Consider the following 18,778-nt stretch of genomic DNA (forward strand, 5'->3'; position numbering starts at 1 on the left):
ATTCAACCTGAAATGTGTACGAAGCCGTCTCCCGCGAGGCGGCTTTGTATTGTTACGGTTCACACGTTTGTTGATTTTTACCGGAGGTACTGTTTTGAAACCATATATCATCAAGCGGATCCTTTCCGCGATTCCGCTTCTTCTCATTATTTCCTTTGTGTGCTTTGTTTTTATCAACCTGATCCCATCCGACCCGGCTGAGGTAGCCTTGCGCGTACGCCAGGTTCCCATCATTACCGAAGAAGCTATTGCCGAGGTCCGGGCGGAGCTTGGCCTGGACAAGCCGTATCTGGTCCGCTATTTCACCTGGGTGCTGGACTGCCTTCGCGGCAACTTTGGCATCAGCTATGTCAACCCGACCCGTACCGTGGCGGGAGAACTGCTCCGCTGCATGCCGGCTACCCTGCAGCTGGCCGGCGCTTCCCTGATCATGGTAATCGTATTAAGCCTGCCGATCGGTTTTCTGTGTGCTGTATACAAGGATGGCTGGTTTGACCGGATCATGCGCGGCATTGTCTTTATGACCACCGCCATGCCTGCTTACTGGGTCGGCCTTCTGATGATGTGGCTGATTTCCATTAAACTGGATCTTCTTCCTACCAGTGGAAACGGAACCATCAAACACCTGATCTTACCGGCCTTTACCGTATCCTTAAGCTATATTTCCACCTACATCCGCCTGATCCGCAACAACATGCTGGAAAACATGAAACAGGACTATGTGCTCTACGCCAATGTCCGCGGACTGCCGCAGAAATCCATTCTGGTAAAGCATATTCTGAAAAACTCCATGCACACCTGCATTGTAGCCATCGGTATGAGCATTCCGCAGCTGATCTCCGGAACCATTGTCGTGGAAAATGTATTTGCGTGGCCGGGACTCGGAACTCTGTGCATCAGTTCCATTTTCAACCGGGACTATCCGGTCATCCAGACCTATGTGCTTCTGATCAGCGTTCTGTTTGTCGTATTCAACCTGCTGTTTGATATCCTTCAGACGGTATCTGACCCGCGTATGCGAAAGGAGGGCAACTGATGTTACACCGTTTTCTTCATAATAAAACCGCTGTCGGTACGGTAACCCTGGTGCTGCTCGTGGCGCTGATGGGCATTTTTGCCCCGCTCATCGCCCCTCACGACCCTTACGCCACCGATATTCTCAACAAATTTGCCCACTTCAGCAGAGAATACCCGCTGGGCACCGATAATCTGGGGCGCTGTATCCTTTCCCGCATGATCTACGGCATCCGCCCGACCCTCGGCCTTGCCGTCCTGACCATGCTCGGCACCATCGGCCTGGGGGCCCTGATGGGACTTCTCGCCGGTTATTTCCGCGGCATTACCGAAGAGCTGATCATGCGCGTGGTGGATGTGATGCTTTCCTTCCCCAGCCAGATCATGGTATTTGCCGTCGTTGCGCTGCTCGGCATCAACGTCCAGAACGTCATTCTGGCGAACGTCTTCATCAAATGGGCCTGGTATGCCCGCATGATCCGCACCGGCGTCATGCAGTACCGTGACCGGAACTTTGTCCAGTTTTCCCGCTGTGTCGGAACCCCGGAGCGATTCATTCTCTTCCGCCATCTGGTTCCTTCCATCGCGGCGGACCTGGCTGTGCTCTCTTCCCTGGATGTGGGCTGGGCCATCATCAATATTTCCACCCTGTCCTTTCTGGGACTCGGAGTACAGGCTCCGACACCGGAGTGGGGTGCCATGCTCAGCGAGGCGAAAAATGTCCTGACCAGCAACCCTGCCCAGATGCTGGTTCCGGGTATCGCGATCGTTGTTCTGGTTTCTGCTTTCAACTTAATGGGTGATGCCATCCGCGATGTGCTGGACCCGAAGGAGGTGCTGTAATGTCTGCCATTTTAAAAGTAGAACACTTAAATGTCACGCTGCATCACCGCAGAGCCTCCAAAAAGCTGGTGGAAAATGTCAGCTTTGAGGTCCGGCCCGGAGAATGCCTCGGCATTCTCGGGGAATCCGGCAGCGGAAAAAGCATGACCGTGAAATCCGTGCTGGGCCTGCTGGATAAGAATTTCCAGGTTTCCGGAAGTGCCATCTTTGACGGCCAGGACCTGTTAAAGGAATCCAAAGAAGAGCTGCGCCGCCTCCGCGGAAACCGGATCACCATGGTTCTGCAAAACCCCATGACCTGCTTCGACCCGCTCTACCGCATCGGAAACCAGATGGCAGAAACCTTTGCCACCCACACCTCCTGGAATGCGCAGGAAATCCACACCCGCTCTCTGGAAATTCTGGAACAGATGCGGATCCGGAACGGAGAAGAAGTTCTGGAAAAATACCCGCACCAGCTTTCCGGCGGCATGCTCCAGCGTATCATGATCGGCATTGCCATGGCCCTGCAGCCGGAGCTTCTGATTGCCGATGAGCCGACCACCGCCATCGATGCCATCACCCAGTACGAGATTCTGGAAGAATTTATCCGCATCAAAAAGCAGAAAAACACTGCCATGTTGTTCATCACCCATGACCTGGGCGCCATCTCCAGGGTAGCTGACCGCATCCTGGTTATGAACAGCGGACATGTGGTGGACAGCGGAAGCTTTGACCACATCCTCAAACACGCCGATGACCCGTACACCCGCATGCTGGTGGAGAAACGCTCTGCCGTCATGCACCGCTACCGCCAGATCTTACACGGAAAGGAGAGTTCCCATGCTTGAAGTAAATAACGTCTGCGTCAGCTTCCGCAGCGAACGCCAGGAAAAGCTGTTCGGCACCACCCGGGACCAGGTTCTCTTTGATGTCTCCTTAAAGGTGCCCAAGGGGACCTGCCTTGGAATCCTCGGCGAATCCGGAAGCGGAAAATCCACCCTGGGCCGCGTGATCTGCGGTCTGTTAAAGCCTGACAGCGGCGAACTGAAGATTCACGGCACTTCCGTCTACGCCTCCAGAAGCGGCAGAAAAAATCTGCAGAAGCGCTTAGGTGTTGTATTTCAGGACTACACTACCTCTGCCAATCCCCGCTTCCGGGTGAAGGAAATCATTGCGGAAGGACTCTCCGCAAGGGAACGCAACCAGAAAGTCCGGTTAAACCGGATCGAAGAAACCAACCACCTCTTAGAGCTGGTCGGCCTAAATGCGTCCTACGCAGACCGGTATCCCCATGAGTTATCCGGCGGACAGCTGCAGCGTGTCTGCATTGCCCGGGCTGTGGCCTGCCAGCCGGAGATCATCCTCTTTGATGAAGCCATCTCCTCCCTGGATGCCCACACCCAGGTCCAGATCATGGACCTTCTGCGTGAACTGAAGGAAAAGCTGGGACTGACCTATATTTTCATCACCCATGACCTGACTTCCGTCACCTACCTCTGCGATGACGTGCTTTTCCTTTACCACGGCCGCATCACCGAACACATTCCTGTGTCCCACATTGCGGAGACCAAAGACGAATACGCGAAGAAGCTTCTGGCTTCCATGATCGAATTTGACTAAAGGAGAATTTTTTGTGACTTATGAGACTGTCTGACTTCAAAGCCGGCAGCGGAGTAAAACAGACCCTCCCGCTGCCTGTCACCAGCCCCTTTCCAATAGAAATGACCGTAGTCTGCGGCTGCCGCCCCGGAAAAACCCTGGTCGTAACAGCCGGCGTCCACGGCTGTGAATACGTCGGCATCGAAGCCCTGAACCGGCTGAAAAGAGAACTGGAGCCTGCCGCTCTGTCCGGCCGCGTAATCCTTCTTCCCCTGGTAAACCCGGAAGGCTTCTACCATGGCAGCAAGCAGACCATCCCGGCCGACGGGCAAAACTTAAACCGGATGTTTCCCGGCAAATCCGATGGCACCTTTTCCAGCCAGCTTGCCAGAGTACTGGAAGAAACCCTGTACCCCGAAGCGAATTTCCTGATGGACCTGCATGGCGGTGATGTCAATGAAGCACTGACTCCGCTGGTCTTCTTCCCAGCATCCGTTCCGGAATCCTTGTCTGCTACAGCTTCCGCGTCCGCCAGAGCTCTCTCCATTCCTTACCGGGTTGCATCCACCGCCAAAAACGGACTTTACAGCTGGGCAGCCCAATGCGGTATCCCGGCCCTCCTGGTAGAGCGCGGAGAGCGCGGCCTGTGGAGTGAAAAAGAAGTTGCCGCATGCCGGGAAAATGTGTATGAGCTGATGCGGCATCTGGGAATCCTGAATGCAGCTTCCGTTTCTCCCTGCCTCCAGCAGGCCGAAATCCGCAGAGCCGTCTACGAAGAAGCTCCCGCGGATGGCTTCTGGTATCCCGCCGTGTCGGCAGCCGGGCAGAAATTAAAACAGGGCGCCCTGCTTGGCGCCCTGAAGGATTCTTATGGAAATGAAATTGCCCGCTATACTGCTCCGTTTGACGGTGTTGTGCTGTATTACACTTTAAGTCTCGGTGTAAAAAGCGGGGATCCGCTGATTGCATACGGAAAGCCCAGTTTGTAGATTCTATCCACTGGAATTCCCACTGCCAGCAGGTCCTTTTCATATCCCCGCTCCTCAATCTGCTTTACAGTGAAATTTTCAAGTAAAATTTTATTTGCAACTTATTTGACAACTTATAAAGAATGACCTATAATACACTTAACGAGAGAGTCGAAAGCCAGAGTACACCTAGCTGCCGGCAAGCAATAAAGTCAAAAAATAGCGCCTTATCTTACCAGGACGAGGGCGCTATTTTTTATGCGTAAAGTATAAAACGAGCGTGATTACAGCACAAAGCATAATTACAAACTGGAACAAATCAGAATATGTAACCATTGTCAATCTTTTCCATCTATGAATTACAGATACTTGACTTTTATTTTTTTCTCTCTATAATTAAGTAATAACTTTATTAAGTAAATGCTTTATTATAAAAGGAGACACTCATGACTGATCTTGAATTGCTTCATATCATCACCATGCCCACACGCTACCAGATTCTCATGCTTTTACTGAATCATCATTACTGTGGCAAGGCGCTTTCCGCCAAACTGGGCATCAGTGAATCGGCGGTATCCCAGCACCTGCAGGTATTAAAAAACTGCGGACTGGTCACCGGCCTGCGAATCGATTACCAGATGCATTACCAGGTGAACAAAGACCTGATGCTTCGGGCTGCCAATGCCCTTTGCCAGGCGCTGTCAGAAACAGAAAAAACACACTGGGATCAGGAAAACTGTGACTGCGAATTTGCTGCATCCTGCAGCCGGAGAGGAGCTTCCAGAAAATCATGAACAAAAATAAAGACTATCTGATCACAGAAAAGCCATCCCGGGCACTGTTTGCCTTTGCGCTTCCTATGATCATTGGAAATCTGTTCCAGCAGGCATACACCATTGTAGACTCTGCCATTGTAGGACATTATGTAGGAGAAACTGCACTGGCCGCGGTCGGTGCGTCCTATGCGCTGACCAGCATTTTTATCTGTGTCGCCATCGGCGGCGGCATCGGCGCGTCGGTCATCATCAGCCAGCACTTCGGCGGACATGCCTACATCCGCATGAAAAACAGCATCCGCACCGCCATGCTTTCCTTCCTGCTCATCAGCCTGCTGCTTGGTGGCATTGGCCTATGCTTCAGTCGACAGATCATGGAAGCCTTAAATACCCCGGCTGATGCCATGGACATTGCTGTAATCTACTTAAACATTTACTTTTACGGCCTGCCCTTTTTGTTTATGTACAACATCCTCTCTTCCATGTTCAATGCTCTCGGTGAATCGCGGATTCCGCTGTATCTGCTGATTTTCTCCTCAATGTTGAACATCTTCCTGGATCTGTATATGGTAGCCACCCTGCATCTCGGCGTTGCCGGTGCTGCTTACGCAACCTTTATTGCCCAGGGCATTTCAGCAGTCTGCTCCTTCCTCATCTTCCTGCGCACACTCCGCCGGTTAGATGGGAAAGCAGAAACCTGGTTCAGTAAGGCAGAGTTTTCCTCCATGTCCCGCATCGCACTGCCATCCATTCTCCAGCAATCCACAGTTTCCATCGGAATGATGCTGGTCCAGTCAGTGGTAAACGGCTTTGGCACACAGATCCTGGCCGGATTTTCTGCCGGCATGCGGATTGAATCCCTCTGCGTGGTTCCTATGTCCGCCATCGGAAATGCCCTTTCTTCCTATACAGCCCAGAACATTGGCGCAGAGAAACACGAACGGATTCCCCTTGGATACCGTGCTGCCAACATCATGGTCGCCATTACCGCCGTCATTCTGTGTCTGTTTCTGGAACTGCTCCACCGCCCTCTGATCGCGTTATTCCTGGACGGTGCTCCATCTGCCCAGACAGTTGCTACCGGAGAAGGTTATCTGAAATTCATCGGATTCTTTTTCTGCATGATTGGCTTTAAGATGGCGGTCGACGGCATTCTGCGCGGCGCCGGTGCCGTAAAAGTCTTTACCATCGCCAATCTGGTAAACCTGGGACTGCGGGTGCTCATTGCCAAATTCGGTGCCCCGGTCTACGGCATTGCCATGGTATGGTACGCCGTGCCGCTGGGATGGCTCGCAAACTTCCTGATCTCCTACGGGTATTACCGGACAGGAAAATGGAAGCAGCTAAAATAAACCTGCAAAGAAAGAACCCGGAGGGCCATCACGGTCCACCGGGTTCTTTTTTTGCACTATTATTTACTTTTTACACCTTTAGTCCTCTTCCTCCGGTGCCAGCTCGGTGGTCTCTACCTTCGGCGGCATCAGCTTGGAGAATACTACGAATCCAATGAATGCCGCAACCAGGCCCGGGATGATCGGCTGGCTGAACTTAATGCCAAACAGCACGCCCTTGGAAATATGCTCCAGGTACACAACCACAATGGTTCCTGCAAGTAAGGAAGCAATGGTTCCTGCGGTGGATGCTTTCTTCCAGTAATGTCCCATCACGTACGGGAAGAAAGAACCAGCCGCACGTAAGGTGAAGCAGAACATTAAGATAGAAACAATGCTCTGGGTGTTAAACAGTGCAATGAACATGGAGCAGACGCCTACCAGGCACATCACGATCTTGGTGACTTTCATGACAGAATCACTGGATGCATCTGGTTTTAAGACTGCTTTGTAAATATCATTCGCGAAAATGGAACCAGCGCCAAGCAGATCAGAGTCGGAGCTCGACATAGTCGCGGAAATGATGCCTGCAAACAGAAGTCCGCAGATCAGTGCCGGCATGGTATTGATGGCCAGAACCGGAAGCGCGTAACGTGCGCCTACAGACGCGAACTGATCGGAGCTGAACTTGCCCATATTGATCAGCGCCAGGGTGATGATGCCCAGGATGGTCGGTATAAACGCGTAAATGAAGTTTACCAGAGCCGCCAGCCATGCGCCGCCCTTTGCTGCCTTCTCATCTTTTGCCGCATAGAAACGGGATACTGCTTCCTGTCCTACGGAGAAGGTTGCAGTATACATGATGACAAGGGAAATGATGCCAAACAGGTCATAACCTTCAAACAGGTTCATGGTTCCTTCCGGAATGTTTGCGGAGATGCTGCTCCAGCCGCCTGCGTAATTCATGGCAAACGGAACCGCGATGATCATGCCGATGACGATCAGGAAAACCTGTACAAAGTCGGTCAGGGTAACGCTCCACAGACCGCCCATGATGGAATAAACGGTAACAACCACTGCTACAATGATAACTGCTACCTGGTAATCAATATTTAACATGGTAGACAGAATAACCGCGGAAGCAATGAACTGTCCTGCAGTCAGTCCTACCAGCGGAAGCAGCATGATCACAGCGGTGATCAGTCCGCACTCCTTGCCGTAACGTCTGCGGAAATACTCCGGAACGGTCTTAACCGTTGCTGCACGGAACTTCGGCGCGATAAAGCTTAAAATAATGAACGCGATACCCATGGTGGTAATATACCAGGATGCGCTCAGTCCAAAACCTGACATACCGTTCTGAACAACGCCCAGGGAGCTTCCACCGCCAATCTCGGTTGCAGCCAGTGTACCAGCCATCAGTAGCGGTCCCAGGCGTCTGCCTGCTACCATGAAGTCTGTGTTATTGGTGATCTTCGTGGAAGAATACCAGCCGATCCACAGCATGAACAGCAGATACACGATAACGATAGCTGTAACAATAATGTTTGTACCCATACCTTTTCCCTCCTATGGTATAATGAAATAAGAAAACTTTTGACAACTTTGCTGAAAAGTTGTATAAATTGTTTATGTTTTTAGTTTACCACAGGTTTGGTGTGTGCAAAACTGCCAATTCTGCAAAAACAGAACCAAATCTGCAACCAGGAGATATTACCATGCTGAAGATTGCCATATGCGACGATACAAGAGAAGAACGGGAACTGGTGGAACAGTACGCAAAGCGCTATTTTGAAGCCAGGAAACGACCGGCCGAATTTGAAATTTTTGATTCCATGCAGGCTGTCCTGGATACCGGAAAATCTTATGATCTGTACCTCCTTGATGTACTAATGCCTGGAAAAAGCGGCATTCAGGGCGCAGCGGATCTTTTAAAACAGTATTCCGAACCGGTCATCGTCTTTATCACCTCTTCCCTGGAATCCGCGGTAGACAGCTACCGGGTCTGCGCCTCCGGCTTTCTGTTAAAGCCCGTGCGCTGGGAAGACTTTCAGGAAACCATGGACCGGGTCTGCCTCCAGAAGCTTTCCCTGCCAGACGCCTGTCTCTCCGTTGTGGTAAACCGTGTCCCGGTAGATCTGCCCCTGAACCGCATTTCTCATTTTGAAAACCGGCTCCATAAGGTTTACGCCACCCTCACCGACGGCAGCGTCATCCCGCTCAGCCAGAAACTTTCTGCCATCCTGGAATCGATTGCGGCACAGGAAATCTTTCTGCGCTGCCACCAGAGCTACATCGTCAACCTGACTCACGTTCACACTCTGGAAGATTCCTCATTCCAGATGGAAGATGGCACTTCCATCCCCATTTCCCGTGCTTTTTATAAAGAAGCCAAAAACGCCTACTATCATTACCGCCTGCGCTAGGATCTGACGAAACCGGTCTGATCCCGGCTGCGGCGTCAAAGGAGAAGCTTACTCATGAACGATGCAGCCTGCCATGTATTTCAGGATCTGATCAACCTTTCCGTGCGCATGATGCCCATCTTCCTCTGCCTGGAACCGAAACAAAAAAACCGTGAGACCATTGCCGCCTGCTCCGTTTATCTGTGGGTCATCATGATCTTTACCCAGTCCCTGTTCCATATTCCGGATCACACCTTCTGGATCTTTCAGGGCTTTTTTTCGTGCCTGTTTTTTCTGGTGCTTCTGGTCTTTTTCCGCGGCTCCGCTGTAAAAAAACTGTTTTTTTATCTGTCCGCATGGATGCTCGCTGATCTTTCTTCGTTCCTGAACCGCTTTGCTGCCTGGTGTTTTCATACATTCATCCCGCTTTCCGAAGAACAGCTCTGCACTCTCATTTCTCTTCTCAGCGCCTCGCTTTGCTGCCTGTTCGTACACTTCTGGATGAAAAAGCGGGCAAGAGAAATTTTTGGAAGCCTCTCTTCCCGCTTTTCTCTGCTGTTAGCTGCTTATCCGGCCCTGTTTCTGTTTATCGAGCTGACCGGTGAACGCGCCCTGTTTCCTTATGGCATCCCTTCCGGTCAGAGCCAGAGTCTGCTCTTATTCTTTCTGGTTCTCTGCGTCAGCCTGCTCTTACTCTATGTGCTTACCCTAAACAGCACCGCCCAGATTGTAAAGCGCAAGCAGACGGAAGAAGAACTGACCTTTGCCCGCCAGATGATCAGCAAACAGCGGGAGCACTACAACCAGACCCTGGACTACATTGAGCAGGTGCGGATCATCCGGCATGATTTCCGGCATCACATCCACGCCCTTCTTTATATGGATAAGGAACAGCAGGTAAAATACTTAAAAAATCTTCAGAAGGAACTGGAAAATTCTGAGCAGCAGATATTCTGCGAAAATCAGGCGGTAAATGGTCTGATCCAGGAATACGCCGGGCGCGCAAAAAAGGCAGGGATTTCCTTCACCGCCCGCCTGGACCTGTCCGCCCATATTCCGATTGATGACCTGACGCTCTGTATCGTCATCGGCAACCTGCTGGAAAATGCCATGGAAGCTTCCAAAAAAATGGAGAAAGATCCGTTCATCCGCATTCAGGCCCGCATGGACGGCGATCATCTGCTGATGCTGGTGGAGAATGCCTACAACGGCAATATTCAGGAGAAAAACGGAAAGATTCTTTCCAGTAAAAAAGACGGGGGGCTCGGGATGCTGAGTATCCAGCGCATCCTGAACCGCCCCGGTGATGAATTTGATGTTTATTTTAATGATGATACGTTCACGGCTATGGTACAGATTGGAACCGATTTTTCTGTTCAGCCGTAACCGTTACTGTTTATTTGCTGCTGCCTTATCCTTCCGGATCATAATCTTCATGGCCTCAATGCCAACTTCAATGGCCCGCTCTTCCCAGCCGCTCGGATAATCGTCCGCGTCATTGGAATACTCTCCAAAATTTGTCGCGCTGATCATCACGCTGGAAGTGCGGATACCTAAGGATGCTCCGATCAGAAACAGAATAGAGCATTCCATGCTGGTGTTGGTCGCGCCGCCTTTTAAGTAGGAATCCCACTTTTCTTTCAGCAAATTTCTTTTCTTGACGGAAATGAAGGCTGTGCACCGGCTCTGGTTACTGCAATTGCACTTGCCTTTGCCGCAAATTCCAGTGCCTTTTCCAGCGGATTGCCCTCCGCAAGGCTGCATGCCATAGCTCCGGTAAAGCAATCGCCTGCTCCGGTGGTATCTACTGCGGATGCTTTCACTGCCGGCACATTCTCCATCTTTCCATCTGCATCCAGAGTACAGCATCCCTTAGAACCAAGGGTAATGATCGGATGTGCCACGCCCATTGCCTTTAAAGTATTCAGTTCCCGCTCCGGCTGACAGGTTTCCTCTGCCCGGCCCAGCACCTTCATGATCTCGGTCTGGTTCGGCTTTACGATGGTGAGACCACGGATCAGCTCTTCCGGAAGTTCCCTTGCCGGTGCCGGATCCAGAATCACGGTCTTGCCTGCCTGTTTGGCCTTTTCTGCCACATAGCATACGGTATCAAACGGAATCTCCAGCTGAAGAATCACGATGTCGCTTGCCAGGATCACCTCCATAACGGAATCCACATAACTGCGGTCTACTTTGTCGTTTGCTCCCGGAATGACGATGATGCTGTTATCCCCCTCTGCATTCACCGCGATCAGAGCGGTTCCGGTGCTGACACCCTCCACTGTCTGAATGTATTCCGTGTGAACCCCCGCATGCTGTAAGCTTTCCAGGCTCATACGGCCTGCCGCGTCATTGCCAATCGCGCCAAGCATCGTAACATCTGCCCCCAGATATGCTGCCGCGTATGCCTGGTTGGCCCCCTTCCCGCCTGGCTTTAAATCCAGTCCCTGTCCGGAAACAGTTTCACCAACCCCCGGCTGCTGCTGCACATGGGTCACATAATCCATGTTGATACTGCCTACCACCACAATCTTCTTCATGATGTTTCTTCCTCCTAAATAGTACTGCGTCCATCATAACACGGGCCTGCGCAAAGTTCAAACCGAAAAACTGCCGGGATTTCTCCTGGCAGTTTTCTGAATTCTTTCTATGCTTTTTCTGCGGCTTTCTTTACTTCTGATGCTGTATTCTTTGCTTTCTTTACGACATCCTTCACAGCTGCTGCCGCAGTTTCTTTTGCTGCTTTCACAGCTTCCTCTGCCGCTTTTCTGGCCGCGCCGGCTGTTTTCGGTACGGTTTCGTTCTTTGCCGCTACTGTCTTCTTCGCAGCAGCTTTTTTCTTATCAGCTTCTTTTTTTGCAGTTCCAGCCGTAGTTTTCTTTGCTGCAGTCTTCTTCGCCGCCGGTTTCTTCGGTGCAGCCGGTTCACAGGAGAACACGCTCACAGCCATAGGCGGAACCGTGATCTGCATGGAGTATTCGCGGCCATCGTATTCTTCCTTCTTTGCGGCTCTCACGCGGGGATTGCCCTTGCCGCTTCCGCCAAACTGCTTTGCGTCACTGTTGAAGATTTCCTTATATCTGCCCGCAAACGGGAGTCCGATCTGGTATTTCTCATGAACCACCGGCGCAAAGTTGCAGACAAAGAGCAGTGTTTCTTCCGGCTTGTCCGTCTTTCTGGTAAATACCACAATGTTATCGGCTGCGGAAGTGCAGTTGATCCACTCAAAGCCCTCCGGCTCAAAATCCTTCTGGTATAAAGCCGGATGACTGCGGTACAGCTCATTCAAGGCTTTTACATAATCCTGCATGTTCTTGTGGAGCGGGTACTCCAGAATGTTCCAGGGAAGTTCTTCATTCTCATTCCATTCCGAGATCTGGGCGAACTCCTGACCCATAAACAGCAGTTTCTTGCCCGGATGGCCGTACATGAAACCATACGCGGTGCGCAGATTTGCCGCTTTCTCCTCATAGGTCTCCCCCGGCATCTTTAAGAGCATGGAGGATTTTCCGTGTACCACCTCATCATGGGAGAATACCAGCACAAAATCTTCACTGTAAGCATAAAGCATGCTGAAGGTCAGCTCGCCATAATGCTGGTTGCGGAAGTACGGGTCACACTGCATGTAGCCGGTAAAGTCGTTCATCCAGCCCATATTCCACTTATAGTCGAAGCCCAGTCCGTTCTCCTTCACGGAACCAGTGATCTGCGGCCATGCGGTAGATTCCTCTGCGATCAGCAGACCGCCTTTGATTTCCTTCTTAAACACGCTATTCAGATGCTTTAAGAACTCCACAGCCTCCAGATTCTCGTGGCCGCCATAGATATTGGCCACCCACTCGCCGTCGTTCTTGCCGTAATCCAGATACAGCATGGAAGCCACTGCATCCATGCGGATGCCGTCTGCATGATACTGTTTTGCCCAGAACAGCGCGTTGGCGATCAGGAAGTTTGTAACCTGCGGGCGTCCATAGTTGTAAATTAGGGTGCCCCAGTGGGGATGTGCGCCCTGGCGCGGATCCTGATGCTCGTAAACACAGGTTCCGTCAAAGCAGGCCAGACCATGGGCATCCCGCGGGAAATGAGCCGGTACCCAGTCCAGGATCACGCCAATGCCCTGCTCATGCATATAGTTCATGAAATACATGAAATCGTCCGGGGTTCCGTAGCGGCTGGTCGGCGCATAGTAACCGGTCACCTGATAGCCCCAGGACTCATCTAACGGATGCTCCATCACCGGCATCAGCTCCACATGAGTGTAACCCATCTTTTTCACATACTCCGCCAGCTTCGGGGCAATCTCCCGGTAATTGTAAAACTCAGAGCCGATCACCGGCTCCCCGTCCGCATCCATCTTTAATTCGTGACGCTTCCAGGATCCCAGATGCAGTTCATAAATAGAAAGCGGCTTATCCTTTGCTGCCTCCAGTTCCCGGTTCTTCATCCAGATTTCATCGTTCCAGGCAAACTGCTCCAGATCCCAGACAATGGAAGCGTTGTCCGGACGCAGTTCGGAGTAATTTCCGTAGGGGTCAGCTTTTAACATCGGCTCACCATGATGATTCTTGATTTCATACTTGTAAAGCGCTCCGGCCTCAAGCCCCGGCATAAACAGTTCAAAGACGCCGGAATCGCCCAGGCGCTTCATCTGGTTGCGTCTGCCATCCCACATATTAAAGTCACCGACTACGCTGACGCGCATGGCGCACGGTGCCCACACGGCAAAATAAACGCCCTTTACACCGTCAATCATCATGGGATGCGCGCCCATCTTGCGGTATACATCGTAATAAATTCCTGCGTCAAACTTTTTCAGCTCCGCGTCCGTAAACTGGGACGGGAACGCGTAAGGATCCTGCAGTTCCTCCGTTGTTCCGTTATCGTAAGTAATCTCCAGAAGATACTTGGTCATCTTCTTTCCATGCAGAAGCACCGCGTAATATCCGGCCTCATCCTGCAGTTCCATGGGATAGCTCTTATTTCCAACTTTCGCTGCCACGGCTACCGCGTGCGGCATAAATACCTGGATCAGCAGTCCCTCTTCTACCTCATGTGCTCCCAGCAGACGCTCTGGATTTGCTGCCTCGGAATACACGATCTCTTCAATTCCAGCCCAGTCCATTAACTCATATAATACCTGATCCATTCATAGCCCTCCCAAAGATATAGAGTCGGAAATTCGACAAAAATTGCGACATTTCAAAGTTTCCAATCATTAATTCTGAAATTTATTATAGCCGATTTTTCTCATGTTTTCCACTGGTTTGACCCATTTTTATAAAATTCCTGTTAAGATTCCCGCTGCTGCATTCTCCGGTAGGATAACATCAGATCCACCATTCGTCCGTAGCTTTTCACGCCGTCGGTCTGGGAATTCATCTTTAAATACGTGTCATTCATCTGCGTTGCCGCCTCAGACACCTTACTCTCATACCGGTTCCAGAAATCAGAATTCTCATCCAAGTCCTGCCTTGCTTCCTCACAGAGCTGATTCGTCAGTTCTATGTAACGCTTCCTGTCCGCCCGCGCCAGGGCATTTCCCGCGTAAACCCATCCAGTCAGATAACCGCTGTAGCGGAATGCTTCGTTTTCCGATGAAATGCAGGCCAGATAGCCAATAAAGTTTGCCTCATCCTCCCGCATGAAACCTTTCAAATGGGAAAGCTCATGGCAAAGGGTATGCGGCACATTGTAGTCCGGCATGTCTCCATTAAAATTTGCCTCCACGGTAAACGGGGAATATACACCGCAAAGCTGCTGCACGGAAAGGATCCAAGAAACCAGAACTTCCTTTGGTCTCGGATAAAAACCCTCCAGGCAGGGAAACTTCTCCCCGGCGGCCTGCATGGCCTTCACGGCTTCTGCCCGCCACGCGCTGCGGTTCTCCCGGTAAACCTGCCGCCCGGTCTTTGCGGATTCATTGACCAGTTCCACCAGATCACTGCACAGGGCATCCAGTTCTTCTACCGTGTAAGTGCCGTCTTCCAGACCGGCATAGGAAGAAAAGGAGGAGGCATAGTAATTGATGCCACAGTTGGCGGTGTACAGAAACAGCAGCGCGCCGGTGATAAAAAGCCACCGGCTGAATATACCGCACCACTTTTTCCGCAGCAAATGCCACACATCCAGCACCAGCAGCAAGATCAGCCCGTAAAGCCCCAGCTCAACTACAGAAAATGGGAACAGACCCGTCACGCTTCCTACGCTGCCCACAATCCATGGATAAATATGATGAGCATACCAGGTGCCAAAACCAGGAACCGTCCGGGCGCACATCTGAAGTACGGCTGTTAAAACCAGCAGGAAAATCCCTGCTGCTGCAAGATACTGAGTACCAAGTTTCTTATTTTTCTTCATGAATTGCTCCTAAAATGGTGTGTCTCAAATATTGTCTAATACAAAGTCCGTGAAAAAAGGCAGTGAAAACGTAAGATAACCACGCATGGAACCATCTGCAATCCCTTTCCGGATCAGTCTTTTCCGGTATGGATTTAATTCGTTTTGTTCTATATGAAGCATTTCTTTGATTTCACGAATGCTTCCTCCTGGACATTGGGCAATAGCACCTGCAAGCTCACGGTCTTTTGCTGATAATTCTGACCAGATTTTTTCATAAGATTGTTCTTCCAGGTATTGCCTGGACTGACTGATTACTTTTGTAAAATTTCCCGGATCCTTCCACAAGAAATAACCCACAACCTGAAACGCAAAAGGATACCCCTTTGTGAGCTTTGCCATCTCTCTGGCATCATCTGCCATAAGCTTTATATTCTGTCTGTAATTATCCGCCATGGCACCGATATTCAGCGGAGGGAGTATGATTTTGGGCGCACGGTACAGAAATGTCAGATTCTTCTCATTTTGAAGATTCGAAATGTTCTGATACAAACCCGTCATCAGCAAAAATACCGGGGCGTTTTTACGCAGCATCTGCTGAACAGCAAATGTAAATGACTTGATCTGAGGAGAAGCAGTCACCTCATCAATGGTAAATAAGATCTTTTTGTGATGCTGCGCAAGATTCTCAATCATCCGTTCCAAAGCAACCTGAATATCCGCAATCGGTGCCGTATCGGATACCTCCAGACCAAATCCAAATAAAGAGAAATTGAGTTTTGCCTTCTGAAATATCTGCGCCAGGCCCTGAATGCTGCTCAGATAAGCTGCGGCCTCCTGCATCAGATCAGACTTACACGGATTTAAATCTACAACAATCCAGTCCTTGTCTTTTCCTATCGCCTGGGAAACATCTGTCATAAACACGGTTTTTCCGCATCCCCGGACTCCAGAAATCATATACACCTGCTGAGGAGGATTGGGTGCTAGAAAATCCTCTAAAATCTGCCGTTCTTCCGCGATTCGTTTAATATATTCGATGGGTTCCTTCCCGAAGGTTAAGGTATATGGATTCTGCATGATGTTCCTCCGTTCATTTACTATTATTTACTATTTAAATTTACTATTGTTATTTACTATTATAGCATATTTTTACTATTTCGCAATGTCGAAAACATAAACCAGCATCTTTATACCGTCTTAATACCGGGCAACATACCTTTGTGCCCTCTTTAACTGATTTTCTTTATAATAAAACTACAAAAAGGAACCACAACTTAACCGTTTGTAAAAATTGGAGTTATCTTTATGAAATCATTTACGAAAAAGCCATTGAATTCGTTTCAGATCATTGTTCTGGGATTTGCCGGTGTGATTCTTGCGGGCGCGCTGCTTTTAATGCTTCCTATCGCATCAAAAAGCGGGCAGGCAACCCCGTTTTTAAATGCCCTGTTTACCTCCACTACCTCGGTCTGCGTGACCGGACTGATCGTGGTGGATACCGGCACCTACTGGTCGGCCTTTGGCCAGGCTGTGATTCTGATGCTGATCCAGATTGGCGGCATGGGTGTTGTGACCGTCGCTGCCGCAGTTACCATCGTTTCCGGGCGCAAGATTGGCCTGATGCAGCGCAGCACCATGCAGGAAGCTGTGGCCGCGCCGAAGATGAGCGGCATTGTGCGCCTGACCGGTTTCATCATCCGGTCAACCATTCTGATAGAACTCTCTGGTGCCGTTTTACTGGCCCCTGTGTTCTGTAAAGATTTTGGTCCCGTCCGCGGACTCTGGATGGCGCTATTTCATTCCATTTCCGCCTTCTGCAACGCCGGAATTGACCTGATGGGCATCCGGGTTCCCTTTTCTTCCCTCACCAGCTATGCCGCGGATCCCCTGATTAACCTGGTAATCATGGTCCTCATCGTCACCGGAGGCATCGGATTCCTGACCTGGGAAGATATCCGCAGCAACCAACTGCACTTCAGCCGGTACCGCATGCAGAGCAAGGTCATCTTAACCACCACCGCCATCCTGATTCTGTTTCCTGCCATCTATTTCTATTTTGGGGAATTCCGGCAGGGAAGCCTTGGAACCAGGATCCTGTTATCCCTGTTTCAGTCCGTTACTCCGCGAACCGCCGGTTTTAACACGGCAGATTTCAGCAAACTCAGTGAATCCGGCCAGATGCTGACCATCATTCTGATGCTCATCGGTGGAAGCCCAGGCTCCACCGCCGGAGGCATAAAAACCACCACCATGGCAGTCCTTGTGGCTGCTGCCATATCCGTCTTTCAGCGGAATGAAAACCCGGAGCTCTTCCGGCGCCGGATTGCCCAGGAAACCGTAGCGGATGCCGCTGCCATCCTGATGATGTATCTCAGCCTCTGCCTGACCGGCGCGCTTCTCATCAGCCGTCTGGAGCAGCTTCCCATGATGGCCTGTCTGTTTGAAACGGCCTCAGCAGTCGGAACAGTCGGACTGAGCTTCGGCATTACACCCGGTCTTGGGACTGCCTCCCGGATCATCCTGATCATTCTGATGTATCTGGGAAGAGTCGGCGGCCTGACTTTAATCTATGCCGCACTGTCCGGACACCGGATCCGGTTTGGCAAATACCCATTGGAAAAAATCACGGTCGGATAACAACCGGAACAATAGCACAAAAAGGAGAATCTCTATGAAATCCATTTTACTGATTGGCCTTGGCCGTTTTGGAAAACATATTGCCATGGAACTGCACTCCCTGGGACACCAGGTCATGGCAGTCGATCATAATGAAGAGCGGGTCAATGAAGCCCTCTCTTTCGTAACCAGCGCACAGATTGGTGACAGCACCTCGGAAGATTTTCTTTCTTCCCTGGGTGTGCGCAATTTCGATGTCTGTATCGTTGCCATCGGAAATAATTTCCAGAGTTCCCTGGAAACCACCTCTCTCTTGAAGGAACTGGGTGCCAGACTGGTAGTCTCCCGGGCTGCCAGGGATGTCCACGCCAAGTTCCTGCTGCGCAATGGCGCAGACGAAGTCGTCTACCCGGAAAAACAGCTGGCCAAGTGGACTGCCATCCGCTGCAGCTCCGACCACATCCGGGATTTTGTGGATCTGGATGGAGATCATGATCTGTTTGAGGTAGATCTTCCGGACCGGTGGGCCGGCATGAATGTCGCACAGATTGACATCCGAAAACAGTACGGAATTAATATCATCGGTGTTCGCCATAACGGAAAGATTGAATATTCCGTCACTCCGCAGACGCAGTTCCAGACCGGTGATACCATTCTGGTGCTCGGACGTTACCGGGACCTGCAGAAATGTTTTCAAATCTGATTTAGGAGGTGATCCTATGAGAAACCTGATCATGATTTTGTTTCTCATCCTGTTTTTTGCCTGTATCTATCTGATCATGAGCCGGATTGACCGGCTTTTGAACCTGCTGCGCAAAGAAAATCTGCGCATGGAAAAGCAGCGGCCGGACCCGGACCGGCAGATACCGGAGGAGAAGGACACTTTAGATTGATTTCACGGTCCA

At 50.8% G+C, this 18,778-nt stretch carries 18 protein-coding genes; 12 read left to right on the forward strand and 6 right to left on the reverse strand.

Features of this window, described 5'->3' with window-relative positions:
- The first annotated feature begins 94 nt into the window (after nt 1–94).
- The 7 genes from opp1B (at nt 95) to WMO41_RS11065 (ending at nt 6,534) form a co-directional block, all read left to right on the forward strand.
- Nucleotides 95–1,036, forward strand: coding sequence for a nickel/cobalt ABC transporter permease (gene opp1B, locus WMO41_RS11035; protein ID WP_349229800.1), 942 nt, complete (start codon nt 95–97; stop codon nt 1,034–1,036).
- On the forward strand, nt 1,036–1,857 hold the full coding sequence (gene opp1C / locus WMO41_RS11040; protein ID WP_177291519.1) for a nickel/cobalt ABC transporter permease: 822 nt from the start codon (nt 1,036–1,038) through the stop codon (nt 1,855–1,857). Before opp1B ends, opp1C begins: the two co-directional genes overlap by 1 nt.
- Nucleotides 1,857–2,687 (forward strand): ABC transporter ATP-binding protein, encoded by an 831-nt coding sequence (locus tag WMO41_RS11045; protein ID WP_349229801.1) that lies wholly within the window; start codon nt 1,857–1,859, stop codon nt 2,685–2,687. Before opp1C ends, WMO41_RS11045 begins: the two co-directional genes overlap by 1 nt.
- Nucleotides 2,680–3,459, forward strand: a complete 780-nt coding sequence (locus tag WMO41_RS11050) for an ABC transporter ATP-binding protein (protein WP_349229802.1) — start codon at nt 2,680–2,682, stop codon at nt 3,457–3,459. The genes WMO41_RS11045 and WMO41_RS11050 overlap by 8 nt, the downstream gene beginning before the upstream one ends.
- A gap of 20 nt (nt 3,460–3,479) precedes the next feature.
- The gene (locus WMO41_RS11055) at nt 3,480–4,427 is read left to right on the forward strand and encodes a M14 family metallopeptidase (protein ID WP_349229803.1); all 948 of its coding nucleotides are present in this window, start codon (nt 3,480–3,482) and stop codon (nt 4,425–4,427) included.
- Nucleotides 4,428–4,852: 425 nt separating this feature from the next.
- Complete coding sequence (locus WMO41_RS11060; RefSeq protein ID WP_177291515.1) at nt 4,853–5,200, forward strand: metalloregulator ArsR/SmtB family transcription factor; 348 nt, start codon at nt 4,853–4,855, stop codon at nt 5,198–5,200.
- Nucleotides 5,197–6,534, forward strand: coding sequence for an MATE family efflux transporter (locus WMO41_RS11065; RefSeq protein ID WP_349229804.1), 1,338 nt, complete (start codon nt 5,197–5,199; stop codon nt 6,532–6,534). The genes WMO41_RS11060 and WMO41_RS11065 overlap by 4 nt, the downstream gene beginning before the upstream one ends.
- Nucleotides 6,535–6,612: 78 nt before the next feature.
- On the opposite strand, the gene WMO41_RS11070 is transcribed toward WMO41_RS11065, so the two are convergent.
- On the reverse strand, nt 6,613–8,070 hold the full coding sequence (locus WMO41_RS11070) for a sodium:solute symporter family protein (RefSeq protein ID WP_349229805.1): 1,458 nt from the start codon (nt 8,068–8,070) through the stop codon (nt 6,613–6,615).
- Between the two features lie 161 nt (nt 8,071–8,231).
- On the opposite strand from WMO41_RS11070, the gene WMO41_RS11075 reads away from it, so the two are divergent.
- Nucleotides 8,232–8,939 carry a LytR/AlgR family response regulator transcription factor gene (locus tag WMO41_RS11075; RefSeq protein WP_349229806.1) on the forward strand — a complete coding sequence of 236 codons (708 nt, stop codon included), beginning with the start codon at nt 8,232–8,234 and terminating at the stop codon, nt 8,937–8,939.
- Nucleotides 8,940–8,993: 54 nt separating this feature from the next.
- On the forward strand, nt 8,994–10,304 hold the full coding sequence (locus tag WMO41_RS11080) for a GHKL domain-containing protein (protein ID WP_349229807.1): 1,311 nt from the start codon (nt 8,994–8,996) through the stop codon (nt 10,302–10,304).
- Between the two features lie 3 nt (nt 10,305–10,307).
- On the opposite strand, the gene WMO41_RS11085 is transcribed toward WMO41_RS11080, so the two are convergent.
- The 5 genes from WMO41_RS11085 to WMO41_RS11105 form a co-directional block, all read right to left on the reverse strand.
- Nucleotides 10,308–10,565, reverse strand: a complete 258-nt coding sequence (locus tag WMO41_RS11085) for a nucleoside phosphorylase-I family protein (RefSeq protein WP_349229808.1) — start codon at nt 10,563–10,565, stop codon at nt 10,308–10,310.
- Nucleotides 10,559–11,458: a ribokinase gene (rbsK, locus tag WMO41_RS11090; protein WP_349229809.1), complete on the reverse strand. Its 900-nt coding sequence runs from the start codon at nt 11,456–11,458 to the stop codon at nt 10,559–10,561. The genes WMO41_RS11085 and rbsK overlap by 7 nt, the downstream gene beginning before the upstream one ends.
- Nucleotides 11,459–11,565: 107 nt before the next feature.
- Entirely contained in the window at nt 11,566–14,064 is a 2,499-nt protein-coding gene (gene glgB / locus WMO41_RS11095) for a 1,4-alpha-glucan branching protein GlgB (protein ID WP_349229810.1), read from the reverse strand.
- 143 nt (nt 14,065–14,207) lie between these two features.
- Nucleotides 14,208–15,275, reverse strand: a complete 1,068-nt coding sequence (locus WMO41_RS11100; RefSeq protein WP_349229811.1) for a DUF3810 domain-containing protein — start codon at nt 15,273–15,275, stop codon at nt 14,208–14,210.
- A gap of 24 nt (nt 15,276–15,299) precedes the next feature.
- Nucleotides 15,300–16,334 (reverse strand): DUF8462 domain-containing protein, encoded by a 1,035-nt coding sequence (locus tag WMO41_RS11105; RefSeq protein ID WP_349229812.1) that lies wholly within the window; start codon nt 16,332–16,334, stop codon nt 15,300–15,302.
- Nucleotides 16,335–16,562: 228 nt separating this feature from the next.
- Here WMO41_RS11105 and WMO41_RS11110 point away from each other — a divergent pair, with 228 nt between their 5' ends.
- The 3 genes from WMO41_RS11110 to WMO41_RS11120 are packed head-to-tail and all read left to right on the forward strand — an operon-like array spanning nt 16,563 to nt 18,766.
- Nucleotides 16,563–17,894, forward strand: a complete 1,332-nt coding sequence (locus WMO41_RS11110; protein ID WP_349229813.1) for a TrkH family potassium uptake protein — start codon at nt 16,563–16,565, stop codon at nt 17,892–17,894.
- A 34-nt stretch (nt 17,895–17,928) separates the two neighbouring features.
- Nucleotides 17,929–18,576 (forward strand): potassium channel family protein, encoded by a 648-nt coding sequence (locus WMO41_RS11115; RefSeq protein ID WP_349229814.1) that lies wholly within the window; start codon nt 17,929–17,931, stop codon nt 18,574–18,576.
- A gap of 16 nt (nt 18,577–18,592) precedes the next feature.
- Nucleotides 18,593–18,766 carry a hypothetical protein gene (locus tag WMO41_RS11120; protein ID WP_349229815.1) on the forward strand — a complete coding sequence of 58 codons (174 nt, stop codon included), beginning with the start codon at nt 18,593–18,595 and terminating at the stop codon, nt 18,764–18,766.
- Nucleotides 18,767–18,778 lie beyond the last annotated feature (12 nt).

Source organism: Ventrimonas faecis (assembly GCF_040096075.1).
GTDB lineage: Bacteria > Bacillota > Clostridia > Lachnospirales > Lachnospiraceae > Brotaphodocola > Brotaphodocola faecis.